The organism is Streptomyces roseolus (assembly GCF_014649855.1).
GTDB classification, from domain to species: Bacteria; Actinomycetota; Actinomycetes; order Streptomycetales; family Streptomycetaceae; genus Streptomyces; species Streptomyces roseolus.
Map to the genome: position 1 here is coordinate 43,926 of NZ_BMTV01000031.1, position 21,914 is coordinate 65,839.

The 21,914-nt window shown below is 75.3% G+C and carries 18 protein-coding genes and 1 pseudogene; 12 read left to right on the top strand and 7 right to left on the bottom strand.

Annotated elements, in window-relative coordinates; translation table 11 throughout:
* Window positions 1–72: 72 nt before the first annotated feature.
* Window positions 73–360 (bottom strand): hypothetical protein, encoded by a 288-nt coding sequence (locus tag IE245_RS30075; protein ID WP_308436638.1) that lies wholly within the window; start codon window positions 358–360, stop codon window positions 73–75.
* 179 nt (window positions 361–539) lie between these two features.
* The gene (locus tag IE245_RS30080; RefSeq protein WP_189953283.1) at window positions 540–1,322 is read right to left on the bottom strand and encodes a DUF8842 C-terminal domain-containing protein; all 783 of its coding nucleotides are present in this window, start codon (window positions 1,320–1,322) and stop codon (window positions 540–542) included.
* 270 nt (window positions 1,323–1,592) lie between these two features.
* On the opposite strand from IE245_RS30080, the gene IE245_RS30085 reads away from it, so the two are divergent.
* The 3 genes from IE245_RS30085 to IE245_RS30095 all read left to right on the top strand — a co-directional run bounded on the left by IE245_RS30085 (window position 1,593) and on the right by IE245_RS30095 (window position 5,126).
* A complete protein-coding gene (locus IE245_RS30085) occupies window positions 1,593–2,321 on the top strand; it encodes a LysM peptidoglycan-binding domain-containing protein (protein ID WP_189953284.1) in 729 nt (242 codons plus the stop codon).
* A 777-nt stretch (window positions 2,322–3,098) separates the two neighbouring features.
* Complete coding sequence (locus tag IE245_RS30090; protein ID WP_189953286.1) at window positions 3,099–4,382, top strand: glycosyltransferase; 1,284 nt, start codon at window positions 3,099–3,101, stop codon at window positions 4,380–4,382.
* A 528-nt stretch (window positions 4,383–4,910) separates the two neighbouring features.
* Window positions 4,911–5,126, top strand: coding sequence for an I78 family peptidase inhibitor (locus IE245_RS30095; RefSeq protein ID WP_189953288.1), 216 nt, complete (start codon window positions 4,911–4,913; stop codon window positions 5,124–5,126).
* A gap of 76 nt (window positions 5,127–5,202) precedes the next feature.
* Here IE245_RS30095 and IE245_RS30100 read toward each other — a convergent pair whose 3' ends face one another.
* Window positions 5,203–6,093 (bottom strand): phosphatase PAP2 family protein, encoded by an 891-nt coding sequence (locus IE245_RS30100; RefSeq protein ID WP_189953290.1) that lies wholly within the window; start codon window positions 6,091–6,093, stop codon window positions 5,203–5,205.
* A 408-nt stretch (window positions 6,094–6,501) separates the two neighbouring features.
* Between IE245_RS30100 and IE245_RS30105 the strand changes: the two genes are divergently transcribed.
* The gene (locus IE245_RS30105; protein WP_189953292.1) at window positions 6,502–8,268 is read left to right on the top strand and encodes an MFS transporter; all 1,767 of its coding nucleotides are present in this window, start codon (window positions 6,502–6,504) and stop codon (window positions 8,266–8,268) included.
* Between the two features lie 165 nt (window positions 8,269–8,433).
* Here the strand turns inward: IE245_RS30105 and IE245_RS30110 are convergent, their stop codons facing one another.
* The gene (locus tag IE245_RS30110) at window positions 8,434–8,865 is read right to left on the bottom strand and encodes a cell division protein SepF (RefSeq protein WP_169092496.1); all 432 of its coding nucleotides are present in this window, start codon (window positions 8,863–8,865) and stop codon (window positions 8,434–8,436) included.
* A 310-nt stretch (window positions 8,866–9,175) separates the two neighbouring features.
* On the opposite strand from IE245_RS30110, the gene IE245_RS30115 reads away from it, so the two are divergent.
* From IE245_RS30115 to IE245_RS30125, 4 genes and pseudogenes are all read left to right on the top strand, one after another.
* On the top strand, window positions 9,176–10,453 hold the full coding sequence (locus IE245_RS30115; protein ID WP_189953293.1) for a DUF5685 family protein: 1,278 nt from the start codon (window positions 9,176–9,178) through the stop codon (window positions 10,451–10,453).
* A gap of 88 nt (window positions 10,454–10,541) precedes the next feature.
* Window positions 10,542–12,317 (top strand): annotated as a pseudogene (locus IE245_RS30120) (FAD/NAD(P)-binding protein); the annotation flags it as partial.
* 360 nt (window positions 12,318–12,677) lie between these two features.
* Window positions 12,678–13,163: a DUF1684 domain-containing protein gene (locus IE245_RS37355; protein WP_229851691.1), complete on the top strand. Its 486-nt coding sequence runs from the start codon at window positions 12,678–12,680 to the stop codon at window positions 13,161–13,163.
* Between the two features lie 204 nt (window positions 13,164–13,367).
* The gene (locus tag IE245_RS30125) at window positions 13,368–14,222 is read left to right on the top strand and encodes a S1 family peptidase (protein ID WP_189953297.1); all 855 of its coding nucleotides are present in this window, start codon (window positions 13,368–13,370) and stop codon (window positions 14,220–14,222) included.
* Window positions 14,223–14,333: 111 nt separating this feature from the next.
* Here the strand turns inward: IE245_RS30125 and IE245_RS30130 are convergent, their stop codons facing one another.
* On the bottom strand, window positions 14,334–15,371 hold the full coding sequence (locus tag IE245_RS30130; protein ID WP_189953299.1) for an ABC transporter permease: 1,038 nt from the start codon (window positions 15,369–15,371) through the stop codon (window positions 14,334–14,336).
* 467 nt (window positions 15,372–15,838) lie between these two features.
* On the opposite strand from IE245_RS30130, the gene IE245_RS30135 reads away from it, so the two are divergent.
* A complete protein-coding gene (locus tag IE245_RS30135; protein ID WP_189953301.1) occupies window positions 15,839–16,714 on the top strand; it encodes an esterase/lipase family protein in 876 nt (291 codons plus the stop codon).
* Here the strand turns inward: IE245_RS30135 and IE245_RS30140 are convergent.
* Entirely contained in the window at window positions 16,711–17,739 is a 1,029-nt protein-coding gene (locus IE245_RS30140; RefSeq protein ID WP_189953303.1) for a lytic polysaccharide monooxygenase, read from the bottom strand. The genes IE245_RS30135 and IE245_RS30140 overlap by 4 nt on opposite strands.
* A 294-nt stretch (window positions 17,740–18,033) precedes the next feature.
* Window positions 18,034–18,702: a response regulator gene (locus IE245_RS30145; protein WP_189953305.1), complete on the bottom strand. Its 669-nt coding sequence runs from the start codon at window positions 18,700–18,702 to the stop codon at window positions 18,034–18,036.
* 167 nt (window positions 18,703–18,869) lie between these two features.
* On the opposite strand from IE245_RS30145, the gene IE245_RS30150 reads away from it, so the two are divergent.
* The 3 genes from IE245_RS30150 to IE245_RS30160 are packed head-to-tail and all read left to right on the top strand — an operon-like array spanning window position 18,870 to window position 21,898.
* On the top strand, window positions 18,870–19,853 hold the full coding sequence (locus tag IE245_RS30150) for a Bug family tripartite tricarboxylate transporter substrate binding protein (RefSeq protein ID WP_189953307.1): 984 nt from the start codon (window positions 18,870–18,872) through the stop codon (window positions 19,851–19,853).
* The gene (locus IE245_RS30155; protein WP_189953309.1) at window positions 19,850–20,356 is read left to right on the top strand and encodes a tripartite tricarboxylate transporter TctB family protein; all 507 of its coding nucleotides are present in this window, start codon (window positions 19,850–19,852) and stop codon (window positions 20,354–20,356) included. Before IE245_RS30150 ends, IE245_RS30155 begins: the two co-directional genes overlap by 4 nt.
* A 3-nt stretch (window positions 20,357–20,359) precedes the next feature.
* Complete coding sequence (locus IE245_RS30160) at window positions 20,360–21,898, top strand: tripartite tricarboxylate transporter permease (RefSeq protein ID WP_189953311.1); 1,539 nt, start codon at window positions 20,360–20,362, stop codon at window positions 21,896–21,898.
* Window positions 21,899–21,914: the final 16 nt, after the last annotated feature.

Here is a 21,914-nt window from a genome sequence, read left to right on the forward strand (position 1 = left end):
GGCCGAGGGCCGGAGACGTACCGTACGCGTACGTCTCCGGCCCTCGGCCGTTCCTCGTTCTCCCGACCGCGCTCAGAAGCCGCGGCGGGGCCCCGGCGGCAGCGCCGCTTGCGGGGGGTGGTGCTGGGGGGTCGACCAGGCCGGCGGGTACGCCGCGCGGTGCTGGCCCTGGACCCCCGTGAGGCCGGTGAACCCCGACAGGCCCGTGCTCATCGCCGTGCCGAAGGCCCGGAACGCCAGCTCCTCCTCGCCGCTGCGGTCACCCGGAAGCGTGCGGAACGACCGGCGGTACTCCGAGTACAGGGCGTCGAAGATGGGCGTCGCCGAGTACCCGGCCGGAACTTCCTGCGCCGGGCGCATGCCGGGGATCGGACTCGGATGCGGTGGGGGGAAAGGGTCGTATGCGTGCACGTAGGTGCCAACGACCCCGCCGCCCGTCGGATGCGGGCGGCTCTCCGAAAGAGGGGCCCGCCGGGGGCGGGGCACGGTCGGGATCCCCGGCCCGCGCACCGGCCCTCTCCCCGGACGCCCGTCGGCCATCAGGTCCCGGCCAGCGGCATCGCGGCGGCGACCAGGCGCCCGTTGGCCGCGGCCTTCTCCAGGGCGTCCCGGAGCAGGTCCTCGCGCGGCTGCTGGCCGATGGAGCCGACCGGCGCGGCGAAGACGAGCACCGTGTGCGACTTGTTGGCCGCCGCGCGCCAGCCCTCGGTGACCTGGAGCGGCTGGTGCGCCTGCCACCAGGCGGACTGGCCGGCGCCGCCCGGGCCGGGCTGGAGCACCGAGTGCAGCTGGCCCATGGCGACCAGGACCGACCAGCCGGGCAGCGCGGCCGGCTTGGTGTTCAGGTCCTCGACGGGGTGGAAGCCCTGCTCGGAGAGGAGCGACAGGAACTCGTCGGTGAGCCCGCCGGAACCGGGCCGGGCCACCGGCGCGGTCGGCTCCACGACCAGCGCCGGGTGCAGCTCGCCGTCGATCAGGACGAGGCCGCTGGTGACGCCGAGCACGGCCTGCTCGGGGTGGGCCGCGGAGAGGGCGTCGGCGGCGTCGGCGGCCGTGATGGAGGCGACGGCGCCTTGGAGCTGGTCCTCGGCGACCTGGACCACCTGCGACGGGATGCAGCTGGCGTGGGCGAACGCCAGGACCGCGGTCTCCTCGCCGACGAACAGCACCGTGGAGGTGCGCTCCTGCTCGGAGTCGCCCGGCGTGCGGCAGGAGGTGCAGTCGTAGCTGCCCGGGGCGTTGTCGCCGGCGAGCAGCCGGTCGGCTTCTTCGTCGCCGATCTCGGCGCGTACGTCCTCGCTGACGTCGAGCATGCGCGGCACGGAGGGCTCCCTGGATTCGGTACGGACGGACCCCGGGCCTTTCCCGGGCGTCTCATGCCGAGTTCAACGGGTCAGGCGCGGGCGGGGTCACGCGCGGAAGGGAGACAAGTTGCCGCCGGCGCGTGCGGACGCCCCCCGGAACGGCCGCCGCCGGGCCCCCGGAGGGGGCGGCCTCGGGGGCCGGCGGGGGTGACTCCGACCGGGTGGGAAGTGAACGGTGTTCCGCGCGGCACGGGCACGGGGCCCGGGCGGCCGACCTAGCCTGCGGCGATGTCGATGATCCGATTGTGGACAGCCGGCTCGCTCGCGGCGGCCTCCGCGGCGGCGCTGCTCGCCCTCCACCAGGCGCCCGTCGCCCTGGCCGCGCCCGGCGACGACGGGCCCGGCACGGCCGGGGCACCCGGAGCGCCCGGCGTACCGGCCGTCCCCGTGCTGCCCGACGCGGCGGCCGGCGCGGTCGCGGAAGCGCTCGCCGACGCCGCGGCCGCCGTGGAGGCCGCCCAGGGCGCCGGCGCCGGGAGCGTCGGGTCGGCGCCCCCGCCCCCCTCGGCGGGACCGCCGGGCGTGCCCGCGTACCCCTGCGCCGAGGACCAGTGGCCCTGGGGCTGCGTCGCCGAGTGCGAGAGCAGCGGACGCTGGGACGCCAACACCGGCAACGGCTACTACGGCGGGCTCCAGTTCTGGCAGCCCACCTGGATCGAGTACGGCGGCCTCGCGTACGCCCGCCGAGCCGACCTCGCCACCCGCCGGCAGCAGATCACCGTCGCCGAGGACGTCCTGCGCGTACAGGGCTGGGGTGCCTGGCCCGTCTGCTCCAAGCGGTACGGGCTCAGCGGCCGCGCCCACACCGTGCAGCCCGGCGACACCCTCGCCGGCATCGCCCGCCGCTTCGCGGTCAAGGGCGGCTGGCAGCGGCTCTACGAGGCCAACAAGGCCGTCATCGGACCCGACCCGAACCGCCTGTACGTCGGCATGATGCTGCGCATCGCACCGCTCTGAGCGGCTGGGCGAGGCGGCCTTCCGCCGCCGCCTCGCCGTGGGGAGCCCGGCCGCCGGGACGCGGTCGCGGTTCGGGGAGGAGCGTGCCCGGCGGCAGGCCGTCGGCACGCGCCGCTCGGCCGGGACCACCGCCGTTCCGGCTCCGGCCGCGAGGGCGGGGCAGGGCGTACGGGCCGCGGGCCGCTTCGGCGACCAGGACCACGCGGGCGCGGCGGGGCGCAGCGCCGCCCTCCGGCGTTCGCCCCGAAGGCACACCGCCCCGGTCGCGGGCCGGGCCCCTCCTCCGTGGCCTGCGACCACGCCCGCGCGTCCGGCTGCCCTGACTCCCTCCGGGTGGCCGAGGCGGGCCGCGACGTCGACGGGGCCGGGCGCCCCGGGGTCCGCGCCCCTCCGGGCCGCACGGGGGAGCGAGGGGCCTCCCCGCGTCAGCGGGAGGGCCGACGGCGTCCACGGGGTGGGCCGGCGCGGCCCGCTCCGCCCCCGCCCCCACCGGGGCGGATCTCACGCGGACGGGTGCCAGGGCCCGCCTGGACCGCCAGGAGCCGTACACCGTACGGGGGGATCCGGTCCCCGTCCGCTCCGAGCTCCTGGAGCGGCCGCCCCGGCCGTGGGGCCTGCCTCCCCACGGCCCGCCGACGGGCCGGGCGCGGCCGGGTGGACGGGGGGCGACGCGGAACCGCGCGGTCGTCCCCCCGACCGGTCACCGGCCGCGAGGCGCGCCGCCGCCGGAGCAGTACAGTCGCCCCGACCTACCGACTGACCGGGGGGAACCGGCAGATGCGTATCTCTTTCCTGCTCCACAACGGCTATCACTACGGCGGCACGATCCGGACCACGTTCACGCTCGCCGAACACCTCGCGGAACGTCACGAGGTGGAGATCGTCTCGGTCTTCCGCCACCGCGACCGGCCCCGACTCGGCCTTCCCGCGGGGGTGACGCTCCGTCACCTCGTCGACCTGCGGGAGGACTCGCCGGAGTACGACGGCGACCACCCCGACGCCCACCGCCCCGCCCGGGTCTTCCCGCGCGGCGACGGCCGGTGGAAGCAGTACAGCGCGCTGACCGACGCGCGGATCGGGGACCTGCTGCGCGGGGTGGCGGCGGACGTCCTCGTCGGCACCCGGCCGGGGCTCAACGTCCAGCTGGCCCGGCAGGCGGGGGCGGGGCCCGTCCTCGTCGCCCAGGAACACCTCGTCCTCGACGGGCACAGCCGCCGGCTGCGCCGGGACATCGTCCACGAGTACGGGCTCCTCGACCTCGTCACCACCGTCACCGAGGCCGACGCGCGGTCCTACCGGCGGCTCGGGCTGCCCGATTCCGTCCGCGTCGAGTCGGTGCCCAACGGGGTGCCCGCGCCGGCCGTGCCGCCCGCCGACCCCTCGTCCCGGGTGGTCGTCGCGGCCGGCCGGCTCACCCGGGTCAAACGTTTCGACGTGCTCGTCGACGCCTTCGCCGAACTGGCCGGCGACCACCCCGACTGGAGCCTGCGGATCTACGGCAGCGGGGACGCGGCGCAGGACCTGCGGACGCCGCTGACCCGGCAGATCGAGGCCCTCGGGCTCGGCGGGCGGGTCCGGCTGATGGGCCAGGTCCACCCCATGGAGCCGGAGTGGGCGAAGGGCTCGATCGCGGCCGTCACCTCCGAGCGGGAGGCCTTCGGCATGACGATCGTGGAGGCGATGCGGTGCGGCCTCCCGGTGGTCGCCGCGGACTGCCCGCACGGGCCGCGCGAGATCGTCGAGGACGGCGTCGACGGCCGGCTCGTGCCCGTCGGGGACCCCCGCGCGGTGGCCCGCGCGCTGGGCGAGCTGATGGACGACGAGGAGCGGCGGGCGAAGGCGGGCCGGGCCGCGCTCGCGGCGGCGGAACGCTTCGACCCCGCCCGCATCGCCGCCCGCCACGAGCAGCTGTGGACCGAGCTCGTGGCCCGCGCCGCACCCCGCCGCACCCACTCCCCGGCGGCCGCCGCCCGGCACGCCTGGACGGGCCGGGCCTACGACGCCGCCTACACCGCCAAGGCCGGCGCGGGCCGCGCCCTGCGCCGCCTCGGCCTGCGCTGACGCCGCCCCGCACCCCGCCGCCGCGGCCCGCCGGCCCGGCGGCGGGCTCGTGATCCGCATCCGCTCGTAACCCGTGAACTCCGGGTGCACGTCGGGCACGCCGATCCGGAGCGGCACCGGCTCGACGGCGAAGCCCGCGGAGGTGGTCACGGGACAGAGGTGACCGGTCTTCTTGTGGTCGGTGGTGGTGAGCCGGTCGATCAGGATCCGGCCGAGCCGCTCCCGTCCGCCCGATTCCGCCGTGATGGCCGCGGCCTCGGTCCTCATCGACGCCTCCGCCCCGTGTTCCGTTCTCCGGCGCCGGCCGGCGTGAGCGTGATGTGGGGGAACGGTGAGGGAGTGGCGCGCGGACGCGGCCCGCATTACTCCGGTGAATTCATTCGAACAGTTCGTGCGAACCTCCGGGTGTTTTTTCGAATTACCGGAGAAACGGCCGGAAACCGACGTTCCGCCGCAGCCGTGCCGATCGCGCCGACTGTCGAGAAGTTGTGACGCAAGCGTGACCGCCAGGGGACTAACGTGAACCCCATGGCACCCATGTCGCGCAGCCCCGAACCCTCCCGAGACGCGCCCGAGTCCTATGTGGGCCTCGACGCCGACGGCGCCGGCCGGCTCGCCCGGACGCGCGGCTGGCGCGTCGTCCGGACCCTCCCGCCCGGTGCGATCGTCACCATGGAGTACGTCGCCGGACGGCTCAACTTCGAGGTCGAGGACGACACCGTCACCCGCTGCTGGATCGGCTGATTCCGGCCCCGGACGCGGGAAGGGCCCCGACCGCGCGCTGCGCGGTCGGGGCCCTTCGCGTACGGACGGGGGCGGGTCAGGCGGTGAGGCGGTCCGAGGACGGGCGGGCCGGCCGGGCGCGGCTCGCGGCCGCCCCCACGGTCTCCCTGGCCGGCTCCTCCGCCGGCGGGGCCGGGAAGAGCCGCGGCCCGCCGGAGGCCACCGGCAGCGAGGGCACGAGCCGCCGCCGGGCCCGCAGCCGCTCCCTGATCCGGTCCCGCCGGTCCAGGATCCAGGCCTCCACCACGGCGGTGACCGGCTCGCACCAGGGCAGCGCGAGCAGGATCAGCAGGCCGGCGGCCCAGCCGAGCAGCACGTCGCTGAGCCAGTGGGTGCCGAGGTAGACCGTCGTGAGGCCGACGCCGAGGGCGACCACGGCGGAGAGCGCCGACAGATAGCGGCGGGCCCGCGGGGTGGTGGCGAGGTAGGCCAGGATGCCCCAGGTCACCACCGCGTTCGCGGTGTGACCCGAGGGGAATATGTCGCCGCCCGCGAACAGTTCGGCCGAGCCGACCTGTGTCGCGTAGTGGGGGCCGAGCCGGCCGAGTCCGAGCTTCACCGCGCCGACGGTGACGTTGAGGAGCAGCAGCGCCGCGCCGAGGGAGAGGAGCGGCCGCAGGGTGTGCTGGCGCCAGGAGCGCCAGCCCAGCCAGGCCGCCACCATCACCGCGGTCGGACCGCGCTGGCCGAGGACGACGTAGTAGTCCAGGAAGGCGTGCAGCTCCGGCCACTGCTGGTAGGGACGGAAGAGCATGATCTTCCAGTCGAGGGTCACCAGCCAGGTGGACAGCAGCACCGCCACCACGACGATCAGATAGAACGCCGACGTCCCGCCGAAGAGGGCGAGACGCGTCCGGGTCATCCGCGGGACCTCTATCTTCGGCGGGACCGGCTCCCGGTCCAGCCGGGCAAAGATGTCGGTACGCACCCAATCGACGTTACAGGGGGTGAGGAGACGACCCGCGCGATCCGCTCCCTTCGTGATGACGATGTGATGTGGAGTGGGTCTCAGCCGCCCGCCTTTTCCGGACTCCCGTCGGAAAATCCGATGACCTTCGGCCCTATTGCCGCCGGGGGCGATTCCGGAAACCTGTTTGTGCGGCACGGAATTACTTCAAACGCCCATCCGTGCGGAATTCCATGCGACGCGCGGGGCGGACCGAGTGGCGTACGCCACACCGGGAGCCTCGCCGGGGTGAGAGGTGCACCACCCCCCAGGGGCCCGTCCTCGCGTACGCTGACGGCTCACTCGCCCCTCTTCGCCGCGCCGCCCCCGCACATCAGCCCAGGTCGGCGGCGTCTGCCGAGCGCGAGAGCGTCACTTGGAGGTACGCACATGTCGCGGACGATCACGGCCCGAGCAGGACGGCGGGCCGCCGCCGGCGGCGGCGCCAACCGCTGGGCCGTCCTCGTCGTCCTCTGCGTCAGCCTTCTCCTGGTCGCCCTGGACGCGACCATCCTCCACGTCGCCGTCCCCTCGCTCACCGAGAACCTGCGGCCCGGCGCGACCGAGCTGCTGTGGATCGTCGACGCCTACCCCCTGGTCTGCGCCTCGCTGCTGATCCTCTTCGGGACCCTCGGTGACCGGATCGGCCGGCGCAGGGTGCTGCTCCTCGGGTACGGGATCTTCGGCCTCGCCTCGGCCGTCGCCGCCCTCGCCGCCGAGCCCTGGGTCCTCGTCGCGGCCCGCGCGCTGCTCGGCGTCGGCGGCGCCATGATCATGCCGGCGACGCTCTCCCTCATCCGGACCGTCTTCCCCGACCGGCGCGAGCGCGCCACCGCCATCGGCATCTGGACGGCGGTCGCCGCGATCGGCGCGGCCGCCGGCCCGGTGCTCGGCGGCTTCCTCGTCGAGCACTACTGGTGGGGCTCCGTCTTCCTCATCAACATCCCGCTGATGGCGCTGATCCTGCCGCTCGCCCGCCGGCTCCTGCCCGAGTCCCGGGGGAGCGCGGAAGGACCCTGGGACGTCCTCGGCGCGCTGATGGCCGCGGCGGGCGTGCTCGGCTGCGTCCTCGGCGTGAAGCGGCTCGGCGCGGGCGAGCCGGTGCTCTCCCTGCCCACCGCGGGACCGCTGCTCGCCGGGGCGCTGCTGCTCGTCCTCTTCGTCCGGCGCCAGCGACGCAGGCCGCACCCGCTGATCGACATGCGGCTCTTCTCCCGGGCCGCCTTCACCACCTCCGTCGGCTGCATCGTCCTCGCCATGCTGGCCCTCGTCGGCCTGGAGCTCATCGCCGTCCAGTACCTCCAGCTGGTCCTCGGGCTCGCGCCCCTGGAGACCGGGCTGCGGCTCCTCCCGCTCACCTTCGCCGCCATGGCGGCCGGCGCCACCGGCTCGTACACCCTGCGCCGGATCGGACCCCGGAGGATGGTCGGCTGGGGCTTCCTGCTCACCGCCGGGGCGGTGCTGCTGCTCACGCTGATGGGCCAGCACGACCGGCCGCTGCTGCTCACCGCCGGCTTCGTGCTGCTCGGCTTCGGCCTCCAGACGACCCTCTTCTCGGCGTACGAGTCGATGCTGAGCGAGGCGCCGCCGCGCAGTGCGGGCGGGGCCGCGGCGATCGGCGAGACCTCGTACCAGCTCGGCGCGGGCATGGGCATCGCCCTGCTCGGCAGCGTCATGAACGCGGCGTACGCCCCCGGCCTCGCGGACGTCCCCGGGGTGCCGGCGGCTGCGAGCGGCGCCGCGGCGAACTCGCTCGGCGAGGCGTACCAGGTGGCCGACCGGCTCGGCGGCGCGGCCGGCGAGGCCCTGCACGCGGCCGCGCGCCACGCCTTCGTCGACGGCCTGCACCTCACGCTCTTCGTCAGCGCGGGCCTGCTCCTCGCCGGGGCCGCGATGGCCCTGCGGCTGCCCCGGGTGATGGAGTGCCCGGTGGACGTCGAGGCGGCGGTCGAGGAGGCGGAGGCGGCGGCGCTGGCGGAGGCGGCGGCCCGGTGCGCGCCCCCGGCGGAGTCCCGGCCCGCGGGCCCGGCCGTGGTCCCCGGCCAGCCGACCGGCTCCCCGGCCGACCGGCTTCCGCCCGCCGCGTCCTGTCCGGCACCTCACCCGGCGTCCGGCCCGGCGGAGCCGATGACCGGCGCGACCACGGGCGGCCACTGATCTAAGGGCGGCCACTGACCCAGGGCGGTGCCCCGGGGCGGCCACCGACCACGGGCGGCTTCGGCCCCGAGGCCGCCCGTCGGGGCCCGGACATGCGGCCGGCCCGGTCCGCCGGGCGGGTCCGGGCCGGAAGGCGTCGGTGGGGGCGGGGCGCTGCGGGCGGGGTCAGCTCTGGTTGAAGAAACCGTCCTGCTGACGGCGGCCGGACTCGCTGACGATCTCGGTGTCGGCGGGGGTCAGCAGGAAGACCCGGGTCGCGACGCGCTCGATCGAGCCGCGCAGCCCGAAGGCGAGGCCGGCGGTGAAGTCGACGACCCGCTTGGCGTCGTTCGGCTCCATGGCGGTCAGGTTCACGATCACCGGCACGCCGTCCCGGAAGAGCTCGCCGATGGCCCGGGCGTCCCGGAAGCTGTCGGGCGAGACGGTGGCGATCCGGCGGCCCCGGTCCTCCGCGGTGTCCGAGGCGACCCGGACCCGGGGGTCCGTCACCCAGGCGTCGCCGCTCTCGGCACCGTCGGCGTACTCGTCGTCGTAGTAACGCTCGTCGTTGTCCTCGACGAGTCCCAGCCAGGCGCTCGCCTTGCGCACCGATCCCATGGACGCCTCCTTTCACGCGGTCACTGCGGTCACTTGTGGTTCCGCATATCCCTATCGTCGTCCATGATGCGGATCGCGCGCCAAGTGGATAGGCGCCGCGCAGGGGATTCGTGACGGTACTGGTGCAGAACGTGAGGCCCGAAAACTGGCGATTCGTCAGGAAACCTGGGGTATGTGGACCCTGGGGGAGGGCCATGTTGCTGAAAATATGAAAGTCGGTCTGGAAGGGTGACGTCGGGCGCGTACGGGTGAACGCACCCCTCGCTACGATGCCGCGACACGCTCTCGCACCGCACCACGGGGGATGGAATTGTTCGGCATAGTCCGACCCTGCACGCACCGGCTCACCGACCACCTCAAGACCCAGTGGATGGCCCACCTCTGCGGCCTGTGCCTGGCCCTGCGCGCCGACCACGGCCAGTTCGCCCGGGTCGTCACCAACTACGACGGGCTCATCGTCTCGGTCCTGACGGAGGCTCAGACCGGCGTCACCGATTCCGGCCGCCGCACCGCCGGCCCCTGCCCGCTGCGCGCCATGCGCACCGCGCCCGTCGCGCGCGGCGAGGGCGCCAGGCTGGCCGCCGCCGTCTCGCTCGTCCTCGCCTCGGCCAAGGTCCGCGACCACGTCGCCGACCGGGACGGCCTCCTCGCCCGCCGCCCGGTCGCCGCCGCGGCCCGCCGGGTCGCCCGCTCCTGGGACAGGGCCGGCGCCCGCGCGGGCACCGCGGTCGGCTTCGACACCGCCGTCCTCGTCGACGCCGTGGACCGCCAGACCGGGATCGAGGCCCTCGCCGGCCCCGGCACCCCGTTCCTCGTCGTCACCGAACCCACCGAGACCGCCACCGCCGCCGCCTTCGCGCACACCGCGCTCCTCGCCGGCCGGCCGGGGAACACCGAGCCGCTCGCCGAGGCCGGCCGGCTCTTCGGCCGCCTCGCCCACCTCCTCGACGCCGTCGAGGACCAGGCCGCCGACGCCGAGGCGGGCGCCTGGAACCCGCTCACCGCCACCGGCACCTCCCGCGAGGAGGCCCGCCGGCTCGCCGACGACGCCCTGCACGGCATCCGACTGGCCCTCAAGGACGCCGAGTTCACCGACGGCAAGCTCGTCCACCAGCTCCTCGCGCACGAACTGCGCGTCTCGGTCGACCGCGCCTTCGGCACCACCACCTGCTCCCACACCGGCGGTGCCCCCGCGCACGCCCACGGCCCGGTGCCCGGCAACCCGTACGCCCCCGACGGCCCGGCCCCCGGGAACCCTTACGCCCCCGGCCCCGGCGGTCCGGCGGGCCCCGGCGGCCCCTGGAACCCCGGCCCGGGCGGTGGCGGCGGCTTCGGCCCCCTTCCGCCGGGGCCGCCGCGCAACCGGCGCGGCCTGATCGCCGGTTGCGCGGTCTGGGCCGGCCTCGCCTGCACCTGCCAGATGTGCTGCGGCACCTACGAGGACCCGTGGAGCCGGGAGCGCAAGGACGGCCTCTGCCAGCAGTGCGACTGCGGCAGCTGCTGCGACGGCTGCGAGTGCTGCTCCAACTGCTGTGGCGAGGACGGCTGCTGCGGCTGCGACTGCAACTGCGACTGCGGCAGCTGCTGACCCGGGGCCGCCGGGGCGGGAGCCGTACGTCTCCCTTTCCGGCGGCCCGCCCGGCAGCGCCCGGGTCCCCGGCCGACACGGAGTTCGTATGACCCCCTCCCTGGTGATCGTCGGTGCCGGACCGCGCGGCACCGGCTTCCTGGAGCGGCTCGCCGCCGCCGTGCCCGGGCTGTACGGCGGGCGGCCGCTCGACGTGCACCTGGTCGACCCGTACCCGCCCGGGCCCGGCCGGATCTGGCGCACCGCGCAGTCCCCGCTGCTCCTGATGAACTCCCGGGCCGGGGACGTCACCGTCTTCACCGACGACTCCGTCCCCCTGGAGGGGCCGGTGCGCCCCGGGCCCACGCTCGCCGACTGGGCCGGGACCGACGGCCGCCGCTTCGCCGGCCGCTCCGAACTGGGCGCCTACCTGGGCTGGGCGTACGCGCGGGCCAAGGAGGCGCTGCCCGCCACGGTCACCCTCCACGAGCACCGCACCACCGCCCTGCGGGTCGAAGGACCGCGCGAGGGACCGCAGCTCGTCCGGCTCGCCGGGCGCGCCGACCCCCTCCGGGCCGACCTCGTCGTCCTCGCCCTCGGCCACCTCGACGCCGAACCCGACGCGGAACAGCGGGAACTGGCCGCCTTCGCCGCCCGCCACGGCCTCGTCCACCTGCCGCCGGGACCCACCGCCGACCTCGACCTCTCCGTGCTCCCGGCCGGCGAGCCCGTCCTCGTCCGGGGCCTCGGCCTCGCCTTCGTCGACCTGATGGTGCTGCTCACCGAGGGGCGCGGCGGCCGGTTCGAGGGGGCGGGGGACGCGCTCGTGTACGTGCCCTCGGGGCGGGAACCGGTGCTGTACGCGGGCTCCCGCCGGGGCGTCCCGCCCCACGCCAAGCCCGGCTACGTCCTCGGCGGCGAACGTCCGCCGCTGCCCCGTCACTTCGGCCCCGACCGGGTCGACGCCCTGCTCGCCGCGGACCGGCCGCCGGACTTCCGGCGCGAGGTCTGGCCGCACATCGCCCGGGAGCTCGGCGGGGCCCACTACCACCGCCTCTTCACCGCCCACCCGGAGCGCACCGCCCGCCCCTGGCCCGTGTTCGACGCCCGGTGGGCCGCCGCCGCGCCGGACGGCCCCGGCCTCGCCGCCTTCGTCGCCGCCGCCGTTCCCGACCCCGCCGACCGCTTCGACCCCGAGGCCCTCGACCACCCCCTCGCCGGCCTGCGCGTCCCGAGCGCCGAGGCGCTCCAGGAGGAGCTGCGCCGCCACGTCACCGCCGGCCTGGCGCGCCGGCACGACCCCGCGCACAGCGCCGACGCGGCCCTCGTCGCCGCCCTCGACTCCGTCTACCGGCAGCTCGGCCGGCTCGCCCACCGCACCGACACCGGCGGCTGGTGGCACGGCTTCTACAGCCACCTCGGCTCCGGCCCGCCCGCCTCCCGGCTGCGCCGGCTGCTCGCCCTCTCCGAGGCGGGCGTCGTCCGCTTCCTCGGCCCCCGCCTCGCCGTCGGCACCGACGACCGGCGCGGCGTCTTCCGGGCCTCCTCGCCGGCCGTGCCCGGGGCGGTCACCGAGGCCCGCGCCCTCGTCGAGGCCCGGCTGCCCGCCGCCACCGTCACCGGCACCGCGAGCCCGCTGCTGCGCGGTCTGTGCGAGGGCGGCGCCCGGGCCGCCCCCGGCGGGCTGCTCGCCGTGGACCCCGCCGACGGGCGGATCGTCCAGCGGGACGGCCGCCCGCACCCGCGCCGGATCGCCCTCGGGCCGTACACCACGGCGGGGGCGGGCGGCGGCTTCGCCCGGCCCCGGTCCGGCGGCCCCGCCTTCGCGCAGAACGACGCCGCCGCCCGGGCCGCCCTCGCGCTGCTGCGGGGGGTCGCGGCCCGGGCGTCCGGCGCCGGTGTGGAAGGGTGGGACACCATGAGCGACACCACGAGCAGCACCGAGACCACCGACGCGGCGGGGGAGTGGCGGGACTGGCACGAGCGGCGCGAGGCGGCGGTGGCCTCCTCGTACGGGCCGCTCTCCCTCACCGGCACCCACTGGCTCGCGGACTTCCCCGACGGCCGGCTGCCGGACCTGCCGGGGGTGTGGCGGGAGGACGGCGACGAGGTCGTCCTGACCGCGGACGCCGGGGACGGGCTCACCGTCGACGGCGAGCCCTTCGCCGGCACCGTCCGGCTCACCGCCGACCACGCGCCGGTCCACGAGTCCCGGGTCGAGTCGGCGGGCCGCCGGATCGTGGTGATGCGCCGCGAAGGCCTGTGGGCGGTACGGGACTTCGACCCCGGCTCGGCGGCGCGCCGGAACTTCCGGGGCATCGAGGCCACGCCGTACGACCCGCGCTGGGTGGTGCCGGGCGTCTACCGGCCGTACGAGCACGAGCTCAGCGTCCGGGTGGAGAACGCGGACGGCAGGGAGCGCGGGCTCGGGCTCTCCGGCGAACTCGTCTTCGAACTCGACGGGCGGGTGCACGCCCTCCAGGTGGCGGTGGAGGAGGACGGCTCGCTCTGGGCGGTCTTCGCGGACGCCACCGGCGGGCGGTCCACCTTCCGCTTCCGCTTCCTGCGCCCGGCGGCGCCGGACGAGGACGGCGCGGTGACGGTGGACCTCAACCGGGCGCTGCTGCCGCCGTGCGCCTTCGCGGACCACTTCATCTGCCCCTTCCCGCCCCCGGGCAATACCCTCGACCTGGCCGTGGAGGCGGGGGAGCGGCGGGTGCTGACGGGCTGACCTCGGGCCTTCCGCAATCCGGACGACGGGCGCCCCGGACCGGTACGGCCGGGGCGCCGGTGCGTGCGGCGGTCTTGTGCACCGGGCCGGGAGGCGGCACCATCACTGACGGTGCATGTCAGGGACACATCATCTGACGGCGCCTCACGGGCCTCTCACCCCCCGGGCCCCCTCCGCTTTTCCCAGAAGGATGTGAGGAGCACAGTGAGGATCAAGCGCACCCGTCTGCTCGCCGTCGCCGCCGGACTCGCGGCCGTCACCGCCCTCGGACTCCCCGGCGCCCAGGCCGCGCCCGCCCCCGGCCCGGCCTCCGCCGCCCAGCTGGCCCGCGCCGAGTCGGCGGTCGACGCCGCGGGGGTCGGCGGCACCGCCTGGTACGTGGACAAGGCCGCCGGCCGGGTCGTCGTCACCGCCGACTCGACCGTCTCCGACGCGGGCCTCGCGAAGATCCGGGCCGCCGCGGGGAACGACGCCGGAGCCCTGCGCGTCCAGCGCGACCCCGGTGTCTTCAAGCCCCTCCTCGGCGCCGGCGACGCCATCTACGGCAACGGCTACCGCTGCTCGCTCGGCTTCAACGTGCGCAGCGGCTCCACGTACTACTTCCTCACCGCCGGCCACTGCGGCAACGTGGTGAACACCTGGTACGCCAACTCCGCCCAGTCCACCCTGATCGGCGCCACCGCCGGCTCCAGCTTCCCGGGCAACGACTACGCCCTGGTCCGCTACGACAACACCTCGCTCGCCCACCCGGGCGGCTTCACCGCCGCCGACGCCTACGTGGGCGAGTCCGTCAAGCGGTCCGGCTCCACCACCGGCACCCGCAGCGGCACCGTCACCGGCCTCAACGCCACCGTCCGCTACTCGGGCGGCGGCACGGTGAAGGGCATGATCCAGACCAACGTCTGCGCCGAGCCCGGCGACTCCGGTGGCGCGCTGTACGACGGGACGAAGGCGCTCGGCCTGACCTCCGGCGGCAGCGGCAACTGCTCGACCGGCGGCACCACGTTCTACCAGCCGGTGCCGGAGGCCCTGGCCAAGTACGGGGTCAGCCTCTACTGACCCGCCCGGAGCCGACCCGAGGGTCCGGGCGCGCCACGGCGCGCGGACCCGGACGCGTACGCCAGGAGGCCCCCGCCGCGGCGGCGGGGGCCTCCTCGCGTCTTGCGGGGTTCAGCGCTCGACCTCGTCCAGCTCGGCGGCGATCGGCTCGCCCTCCGGCTTCCGCTTCAGCGAGGACAGCACCAGCGTGACCGCCGCGCCGACCACCGCCCAGGCGGAGAGCACCAGCATCGAGGCGGTCAGGTCGTTGCCCTTGAAGTACGCGATCGAGCGCGCCGCCCAGGTGCCGGCGCCCGGTGGCAGGGCCGGGCCGATCGCCTTCCAGAACGGCGGCAGCATCGGCGCGGGGAAGGCGCCGCCGGCGCTGGGGTTGCCCAGGACGACCACGAGGAGGATCGCCAGGCCGATGCCGACGATCCCGAAGACCGACTGGAGGGCTAGGGTGGCCGCGCCGACCGCGAAGACGACCAGGGTGCCGAGCCCCCACAGGGCGGCGACGGAGCCGGGCAGCGCGCCCAGGACCGGACCGACGATGACCGCTCCGCCGAGGCCGCCGAGGACCGAGTAGAGCGCGAGGACGCCGAGCCGGATGATCGCCCGCTCGCGGTTGGCCGGCCGGGAACCGGCGCTGATGGCGAGGATCGCGGCGCAGATGTAGCCGCCGACGCACCAGCCGACCACCAGGTAGAAGGCGGAGAGCCCGTCGAAGTCCCGGGGCGAGGCGGGGGCCACGTCGACCGTCCGCACCTCCCGCCGCTGGGTCTCCTCCACCCGCGTGACGATCTTCTCCAGGGCGGAGGAGAGCACGGTGCCGCCGCCGGAGGCGACGAGCAGGGTGTCGGTGCGGCCCCTCGGGTCCACGACCAGGGCCCCGTCGATCTCCCGGTTCATGATCTTGTCCCGGGCCTCGTCGGCGTCGGCGACCGGCCGCGGGTCGAGCGGGTCGCCGGGCAGCTTCTCCAGCTCGCCGACGAGGGTGGCGGACACCTGCGGGGGCGCGACCACGCCGAAGGGCACGTCGACCGGCTTCGGGTTGTGCAGGGCCCCGACGTACGAGGTGATGAAGAGGAGCTGGAGGGCGAAGACCCCGACGACGAGCAGGGCGGCTCGGGGGGTGACGGCGCTTTTCAGTTCGTCGACGAGACTCATGCCCCCCAGGCTGCGGCCGAAGGGGTGTCTCCGCAGGGGGGAGAGGGCCGAACGGCTGACGGAGGCCGAACCGCGCGCCGCCTCCGGTACGGCGCCTCCCGTGCCGGCGCCCGCGCCGCCGAGCGGGGCCCGGCCGCCCTCGCCCTCACCGACCGCGACGGCCCCGGCGGCGCGATCCGCTTCGCCGAGGCGTGCGAGGAGCAGGGCGTCCGCCCGCCCTTCGGCGCCGGCCCCGCCCCCGAGCCGCCGACCGCCCCGGACGGGCCGGGCGCGTCGTGCCGGGCCCGCCGACGTCCTGAACCGCCGCCCCATCAGGCGGAGGTGACGGCACGACGGTTTTTACCGACGCGTAACTTCCCAGTCGGTAACACCCGTGCGTAACGTGGCCGAAGAGCATCCCCACTTGTGGTCCGGACCGCAGGGCACCGCACCCCCACCATCCCCTTGAGCCGCAAGGAGATCGCCCGATGCTGCCCCGGAACCGCCGGAACCCCTGGAAACACCTCGCCAGAGTCCTGTCCGTCCTGTTCCTGACGGTCGCCGCCGTCCTCGCCCCCACCGCCGCCCAGGCCGCCGGCGCGCCGAGCCGGGGCTGGAACGACTGGTCCTGCAAGCCCTCCGCCGCCCACCCGCGCCCGGTCGTCCTCGTCCACGGAACCCTCGGGAACTCCGTCGACAACTGGCTCGCCCTCGCCCCCTACCTGGTGAACCGCGGCTACTGCGTCTACTCCCTCGACTACGGGCAGCTGCCGAACGTGCCCTTCTTCCACGGCCTCGGCCCCATCGAGCGGTCCGCCGGACAGCTCGACGCCTTCGTCGACCGGGTCCTCGCCGCCACCGGCGCCCCCGAGGCCGACCTCGTCGGCCACTCGCAGGGCGGCATGATGCCCCGCTGGTACCTCAAGTTCCTCGGCGGCGCCGAGAAGGTGAACGCGCTCGTCGGCATCGCCCCCGACAACCACGGCACCACCCTGCTCGGCCTCACCAGGCTCCTGCCGCACTTCCCCGGCGCCGAGGACCTGATCAAGGCCTCCACGCCGGGCCTCGCCGACCAGATCGCCGGCTCCGCCTTCCTCACCAAGCTGAACGAGGGCGGCGACACCGTGCCCGGCGTCCGCTACCACGTCATCGCGACGAAGTACGACCAGGTCGTCACGCCGTACCGCACCCAGTTCCTCGACGGGCCGAACGTCACCAACGTCCTCATCCAGGACAAGTGCGCGCTCGACCTCTCCGAGCACGTGGCCATCGGCACGGTGGACCGGGTCACCTTCCACGAGGTCGCCAACGCCCTCGACCCGGCCCACGCCACCCCGACCACCTGTCTGTCGGTGGTCGGCTAGCCGCGCCGGGCCCGCCGGCCCGCCGCGAACAGCACCGCCGCGCCGACCGCCAGCACACCGGCGCCGCCGAGCGCCAGATACGGCGTGCTGCCGTCCCCGCCGGTCTCGGCCAGCTCCACGGCCCCACCGGCGGGGGCGGGGGCGGGGGCGGGCGGCGCCTGCGTCGTCGCCTTCGGCTCCGGACCCGTGGACGCGTCGGCGTCCCCGTGTCCGCCGTGCTCGACCGTGGAGTGCTCCCGGCCCTCCTCGATCTGCTCGTCGGAGGGCGCGGAGGCGGTCGGCACGGGCGCCGGCGGCACGGTCGCCGGGGCCTCGCCGGCCGGAGCGGTGCCGGGCGCGGTGGCGGGCGCGGTGGCCGGCGTCGTCGGAGCCGTACCTCCGCCGCCGTTCTGCTGCTCCCCGCCGAAGACCACGTCGGAGCAGGTGTAGAACGCCTCGGGGGAGTCCGAGCGCTGCCAGATCGAGTAGATCAGGTGGCGGCCCGACTTCCGGGGCACCGTCCCCTCGAAGACGTAGTCGCCGTCCCGCATCGCCGGGTCGGTCACCGTCAGGAACGGCTCCGCCTCCAGGTCCGACCACGCCAGCGGCTTCGACGGGTCGTAACCGTCCTTCGTCACGTACAGCGCGAACGTGCCCTTGTGCGGCGCCGTCCCCTTGTAGCGGAAGGTGTGGCTGCCGGGCGACAGCGGCGACGACGGCCAGTCCGCCCGGGCGAGGTCGAGGCCCCGGTACTTCTCGTTGCCCGCGCTGCACAGCTTCCCGTCCGGGATCAGCGCCCGGTGCCGCCCGGCCGCGTTCGCGACGTTCACGCCGTTCCAGTCGTAGAGCGCCTGCGGCCCGCCCGCGGCCACCGCCGCCTCGCACGCCGCCGACGACGGCGACTCCGGACCCTCCGCGTAACAGGCCGCGACCCGGCTCACCGGGTCCGTCATCGAGCCGTGCGCGAAGGCGGGAGCGCCGGAGGACCCGGCGAGGACCAGAGCGGTGGCGGCGACCGCGACCGCGACCGTACGACGAGACGTCATGGGGGGACACTCCTGGAACGAGGGTGGGTGTGGGGGGTGTCCCGCACGCTAGCCCCCGGAACCGCCCGGAAAGGCCCCGGAGAGGGGCGGACGACGATTCTTAGGACCGCTTTAAGGTCCAGGAAAGCGCCGCCTCAGGAACGGACCCCGAGCAGTCTCGGCAACGGCCCTCCGAGCAGCATCGGGAACGGCCCCTGGCAACCTCGGCGACGGCCCTCCGGGCAGCCTCGGGAACGGCCCCGGGCGGCTCCCGGGACGGCCCCGGGTGGTTCCCGGGAACGAACGGCCCCGGTCTCAGCCCGCCGGCCGGTACCGCCGCTCCGGGCGGCCCGTCCCCCCGTACCGCAGGGTCACCTCGGCCCGGCCCGTGGCCGCGAAGTGCTCCAGGTAGCGGCGGGCGCTGACGCGGGAGAGGGAGCCGGCCTCCGCGCACTCGGCGGCCGAGAGGCCCTCGGGGTGGGCCCGCAGGACGCCTTCCACCAGCTCCGCCGTGTGCGCGGCCAGGCCCTTCGGGAGCTCGCGGGAGCCGCGCGGACGGGTGCCGAAGATCTGGTCCACGTCCTCCTGCCGCGCCTCGTCCAGACCGTCGAGACGGGTGCTGAGGGAGGCCACGTGGCGCAGCTGCTCGTGGAGGGCGGCCTGGTGGAAGGGCTTGATCAGGTAGTGCAGGGCGCCGGCCCGCAGCGCCGCGCGGACCATGCCCGCGTCCCTGGCGGCCGTGATGAAGAGCGCGTCCATCGCGAGACCGGCCCCGCGCAGCTCCCGCAGGACCCCGATGCCGTCCATGTCGGGCAGGAAGACGTCCAGGAGGACCAGGTCGGGGCGGAGCCGGTGGGCGGCGCGCAGCGCCTCCGCGCCGGTGTGCGCGACACCGACGACGGAGAAGCCCGGCACGGCCGACACGTAGCGGCTGTGCAGCTTGGCCACCATGAAGTCGTCGTCGACCACCAGCACCTTCGTCACGCCGGACACGGTAGGCCGCGACCACAAGGACCACAACGTCCGTTGGTTGCGGAAGAGCGACAGCTTCCTCACGCGCGGGCAACATGTGGGCACTTCCCCACCGCGTACTTCCCCACCCCGCACTTCCCCCACCACACACGTCCACCCATCACCGAGAGGCGGCCGCGTTGCGTCTTCGCACCCCCTTCGCCCTGCTCGGGGCGGCGCTGCTGGTGCTCGTGGGGCCGCCGCTGCTCACCCCCGGCAGCGGCCCCGACACCGGCACCGACATCCCCGGCCTGAGGTTCATGGTCCCCAACACCCCCGGCGGCGGCTACGACATCACCGCCCGCACCGCGGCGAAGAACGCCGAGGAGGCCGGGCTCACCGGCGACATCGAGGTCTTCAACCTGCCCGGCGCGGGCGGCACCGTCGGCCTCACCCGGCTCGTCGGCGAGCGCGGCGACGGCCGGATCGCCATGTCGATGGGGCTCGGCGTCGTCGGCGCCGTCCACACCAACAAGACCCCCAGGACCCTCGCCGACACCACCCCGATCGCCCGGCTCACCGAGGAGCAGGACATCGTCGTGGTCTCCAAGGACTCCCCGTACCGGACCATCCAGGACCTGCTCGCCGCCTGGAAGAAGGACCCGGGGAAGCTGCCCGTCGGCGGCGGGTCCTCGCCCGGCGGCCCCGACCACCTCGCGCCGATGCTGATGGCCCAGGCCGCCGGCATCCCGCCGAAGGAGGTCAACTACATCCCCTTCGACGGCGGCGGCGAGCTCCTCGCCTCCATCCTCGGCTCCAAGGTCGCCTTCGGCGTCTCCGGCGTCGGCGAGTACCTCGACCAGATCGAGGCCGGCGAGCTGCGCCTGCTCGCCGTCACCGGCGCCGAGCGGGTCCCCGGCCTCGACGCCCCCACCCTCCGCGAGGCCGGACTCGACACCGAGTTCACCAACTGGCGCGGCATCGTCGCCCCGCCCGGCCTCACCGACGCCGAACGCGAGCGGCTCGTCACCCTGGTCACCAAGCTGCACGACTCGCCCCAGTGGCGCGATTCCCTGAAGACCCACGGCTGGACCGACGCCTTCCTGCCCGGCGAGGAGTTCGGCGCCTTCCTCACCGAACAGAACACCCGCGTCGACACGGTGCTGAAGGAGCTGGGACTGTGACCACCGATCCGAAGTCCTGGCTCAAGGACCGCTCCGAACTCGGCGTCAGCGCCCTGCTGCTGCTCCTCGGCGTCCTCGTCCTCACCGACGCCCTCACCCTGGACGTCGACGTCTCCGCCCGCGGCCCCGTCGGCCCCGCCACCGTCCCCCTCCTCGTCGGCTGCGGCCTCCTCGTCGTCGCCGTCCTCCTCGCCGTCGACGTGCTCCACGGCGGCCGCGGCGAGGCCGAGGGCGGTGAGGACGTCGACCTCGACGCCCCCGCCGACTGGCGCACCGTGCTGCTCCTCGTCGGCGTCTTCCTCGGCTTCGCCGTCCTCATCGGCCCGCTCGGCTTCCCGGTCTCCGGCGCCCTCCTCTTCTGGGGCGCGGCCTACGCCCTCGGCAGCCGCCACCCCGCCCGCGACCCGCTGATCGCGGCCGTCCTCTCCCTCCTCACCTACGGCGTCTTCGACCGGCTGCTCGGCGTCCCGCTGCCCGGCGGCCCGCTGATGGGAGTGCTCTGACCCATGGATTCCCTGACGTCCCTGACGGACGGCTTCGCCACCGCCCTCACCCCGGTCAACCTGCTGTGGGCCGCCCTCGGCGTGCTCCTCGGCACCGCGATCGGCGTCCTGCCCGGCATCGGCCCCGCGATGGCCGTCGCCCTGCTGCTGCCGGTGACGTACGGCCTCGAACCGACCGGCGCGTTCATCATGTTCGCCGGCATCTACTACGGCGCCATGTTCGGCGGCTCCACCACCTCGATCCTGCTGAACACCCCCGGCGAGAGCGCGGCCGTCGTCGCCGCGATGGAGGGCCATCCGATGGCCAAGGCGGGACGGGGCGCGCAGGCGCTCGCCGCCGCCGCGATCGGGCACTTCGCCGGCGGCATGATCGGCACGATGCTGCTCGTCGTCCTCGCCCCGACCGTCGCGGCCCTCGCCGTCGACATCGGCGCCCCCGACTACTTCGCCCTGATGGTCCTCGCCTTCATCGCGGTCACCTCGGTCCTCGGCTCCTCCCGGATCCGCGGCGTCGCCTCCCTGCTCATCGGCCTCACCCTCGGTCTCGTCGGCCTCGACCAGCTCACCGGCCAGCAGCGGCTCACCTTCGGCTCGCTCCAGCTCGCCGACGGCGTCGACGTCGTCATCGTCGCGGTCGGCCTCTTCGCCATCGGCGAGGCCCTGTGGGTCGCCGCCCATCTGCGCCGCACCGCCGGCCGGCCCGTCCCCGTCGGGCGTCCGTGGCTCGGCCGCGAGGACCTGAGGCGCACCTGGAAGCCGTGGCTGCGCGGCCCGTTCCTCGGTTTCCCGTTCGGCGCGATCCCGGCCGGCGGCGCCGAGATCCCGACCTTCCTGTCGTACGTGACGGAGAAGCGGCTCTCGAAGCACCGGGACCAGTTCGGCAAGGGCGCCATCGAGGGCGTCGCCGGGCCCGAGTCGGCCGCCTCGGCCTCCGCCGCCGGCACCCTCGTCTCCATGCTGACGCTCGGCCTGCCGACGACCGCCGTCGCCGCCGTGATGCTCGCCGCCTTCCAGCAGTACGGCATCCAGCCGGGCCCGCTGCTCTTCGAGCGGGAGCCCGAGCTGGTGTGGGGCCTGATCGCCTCGCTCTTCGTCGGCATGGTGCTGCTGCTCGCGCTCAACCTGCCGCTCGCGCCCGTCTGGGCGAAACTGCTCCGCATCCCGCGCCCGTACCTGTACGCCGGCATCCTGTTCTTCGCCGCCGTCGGGGCGTACGCGGTCGGCGGCGAGGCCCTCGACCTGGTCGTCCTGCTCGTGGTCGGCCTCCTCGGCCTCGGCATGCGCCGCTACGGCCTGCCGGTGCTGCCGGCGGTCATCGGCGTCATCCTCGGCCCGGCCGCCGAGCAGCAGCTGCGCCGTGCCCTGCAGATCAGCGACGGCTCCGTCACCGGTCTGGTGAACACCCCGTTCGCGGTGGCCGTCTACGCGGTCGTGCTGCTCCTGCTGGGGTGGCAGCCGCTGCGGAAGGCGCTGGCCCGCCGGCGCGCGGGGGCCCGGGCGGCGGAGTCGTACGACGATATAGAAGGCCCAACGCGCCGATGAAGGAGTGAGTTTCGGA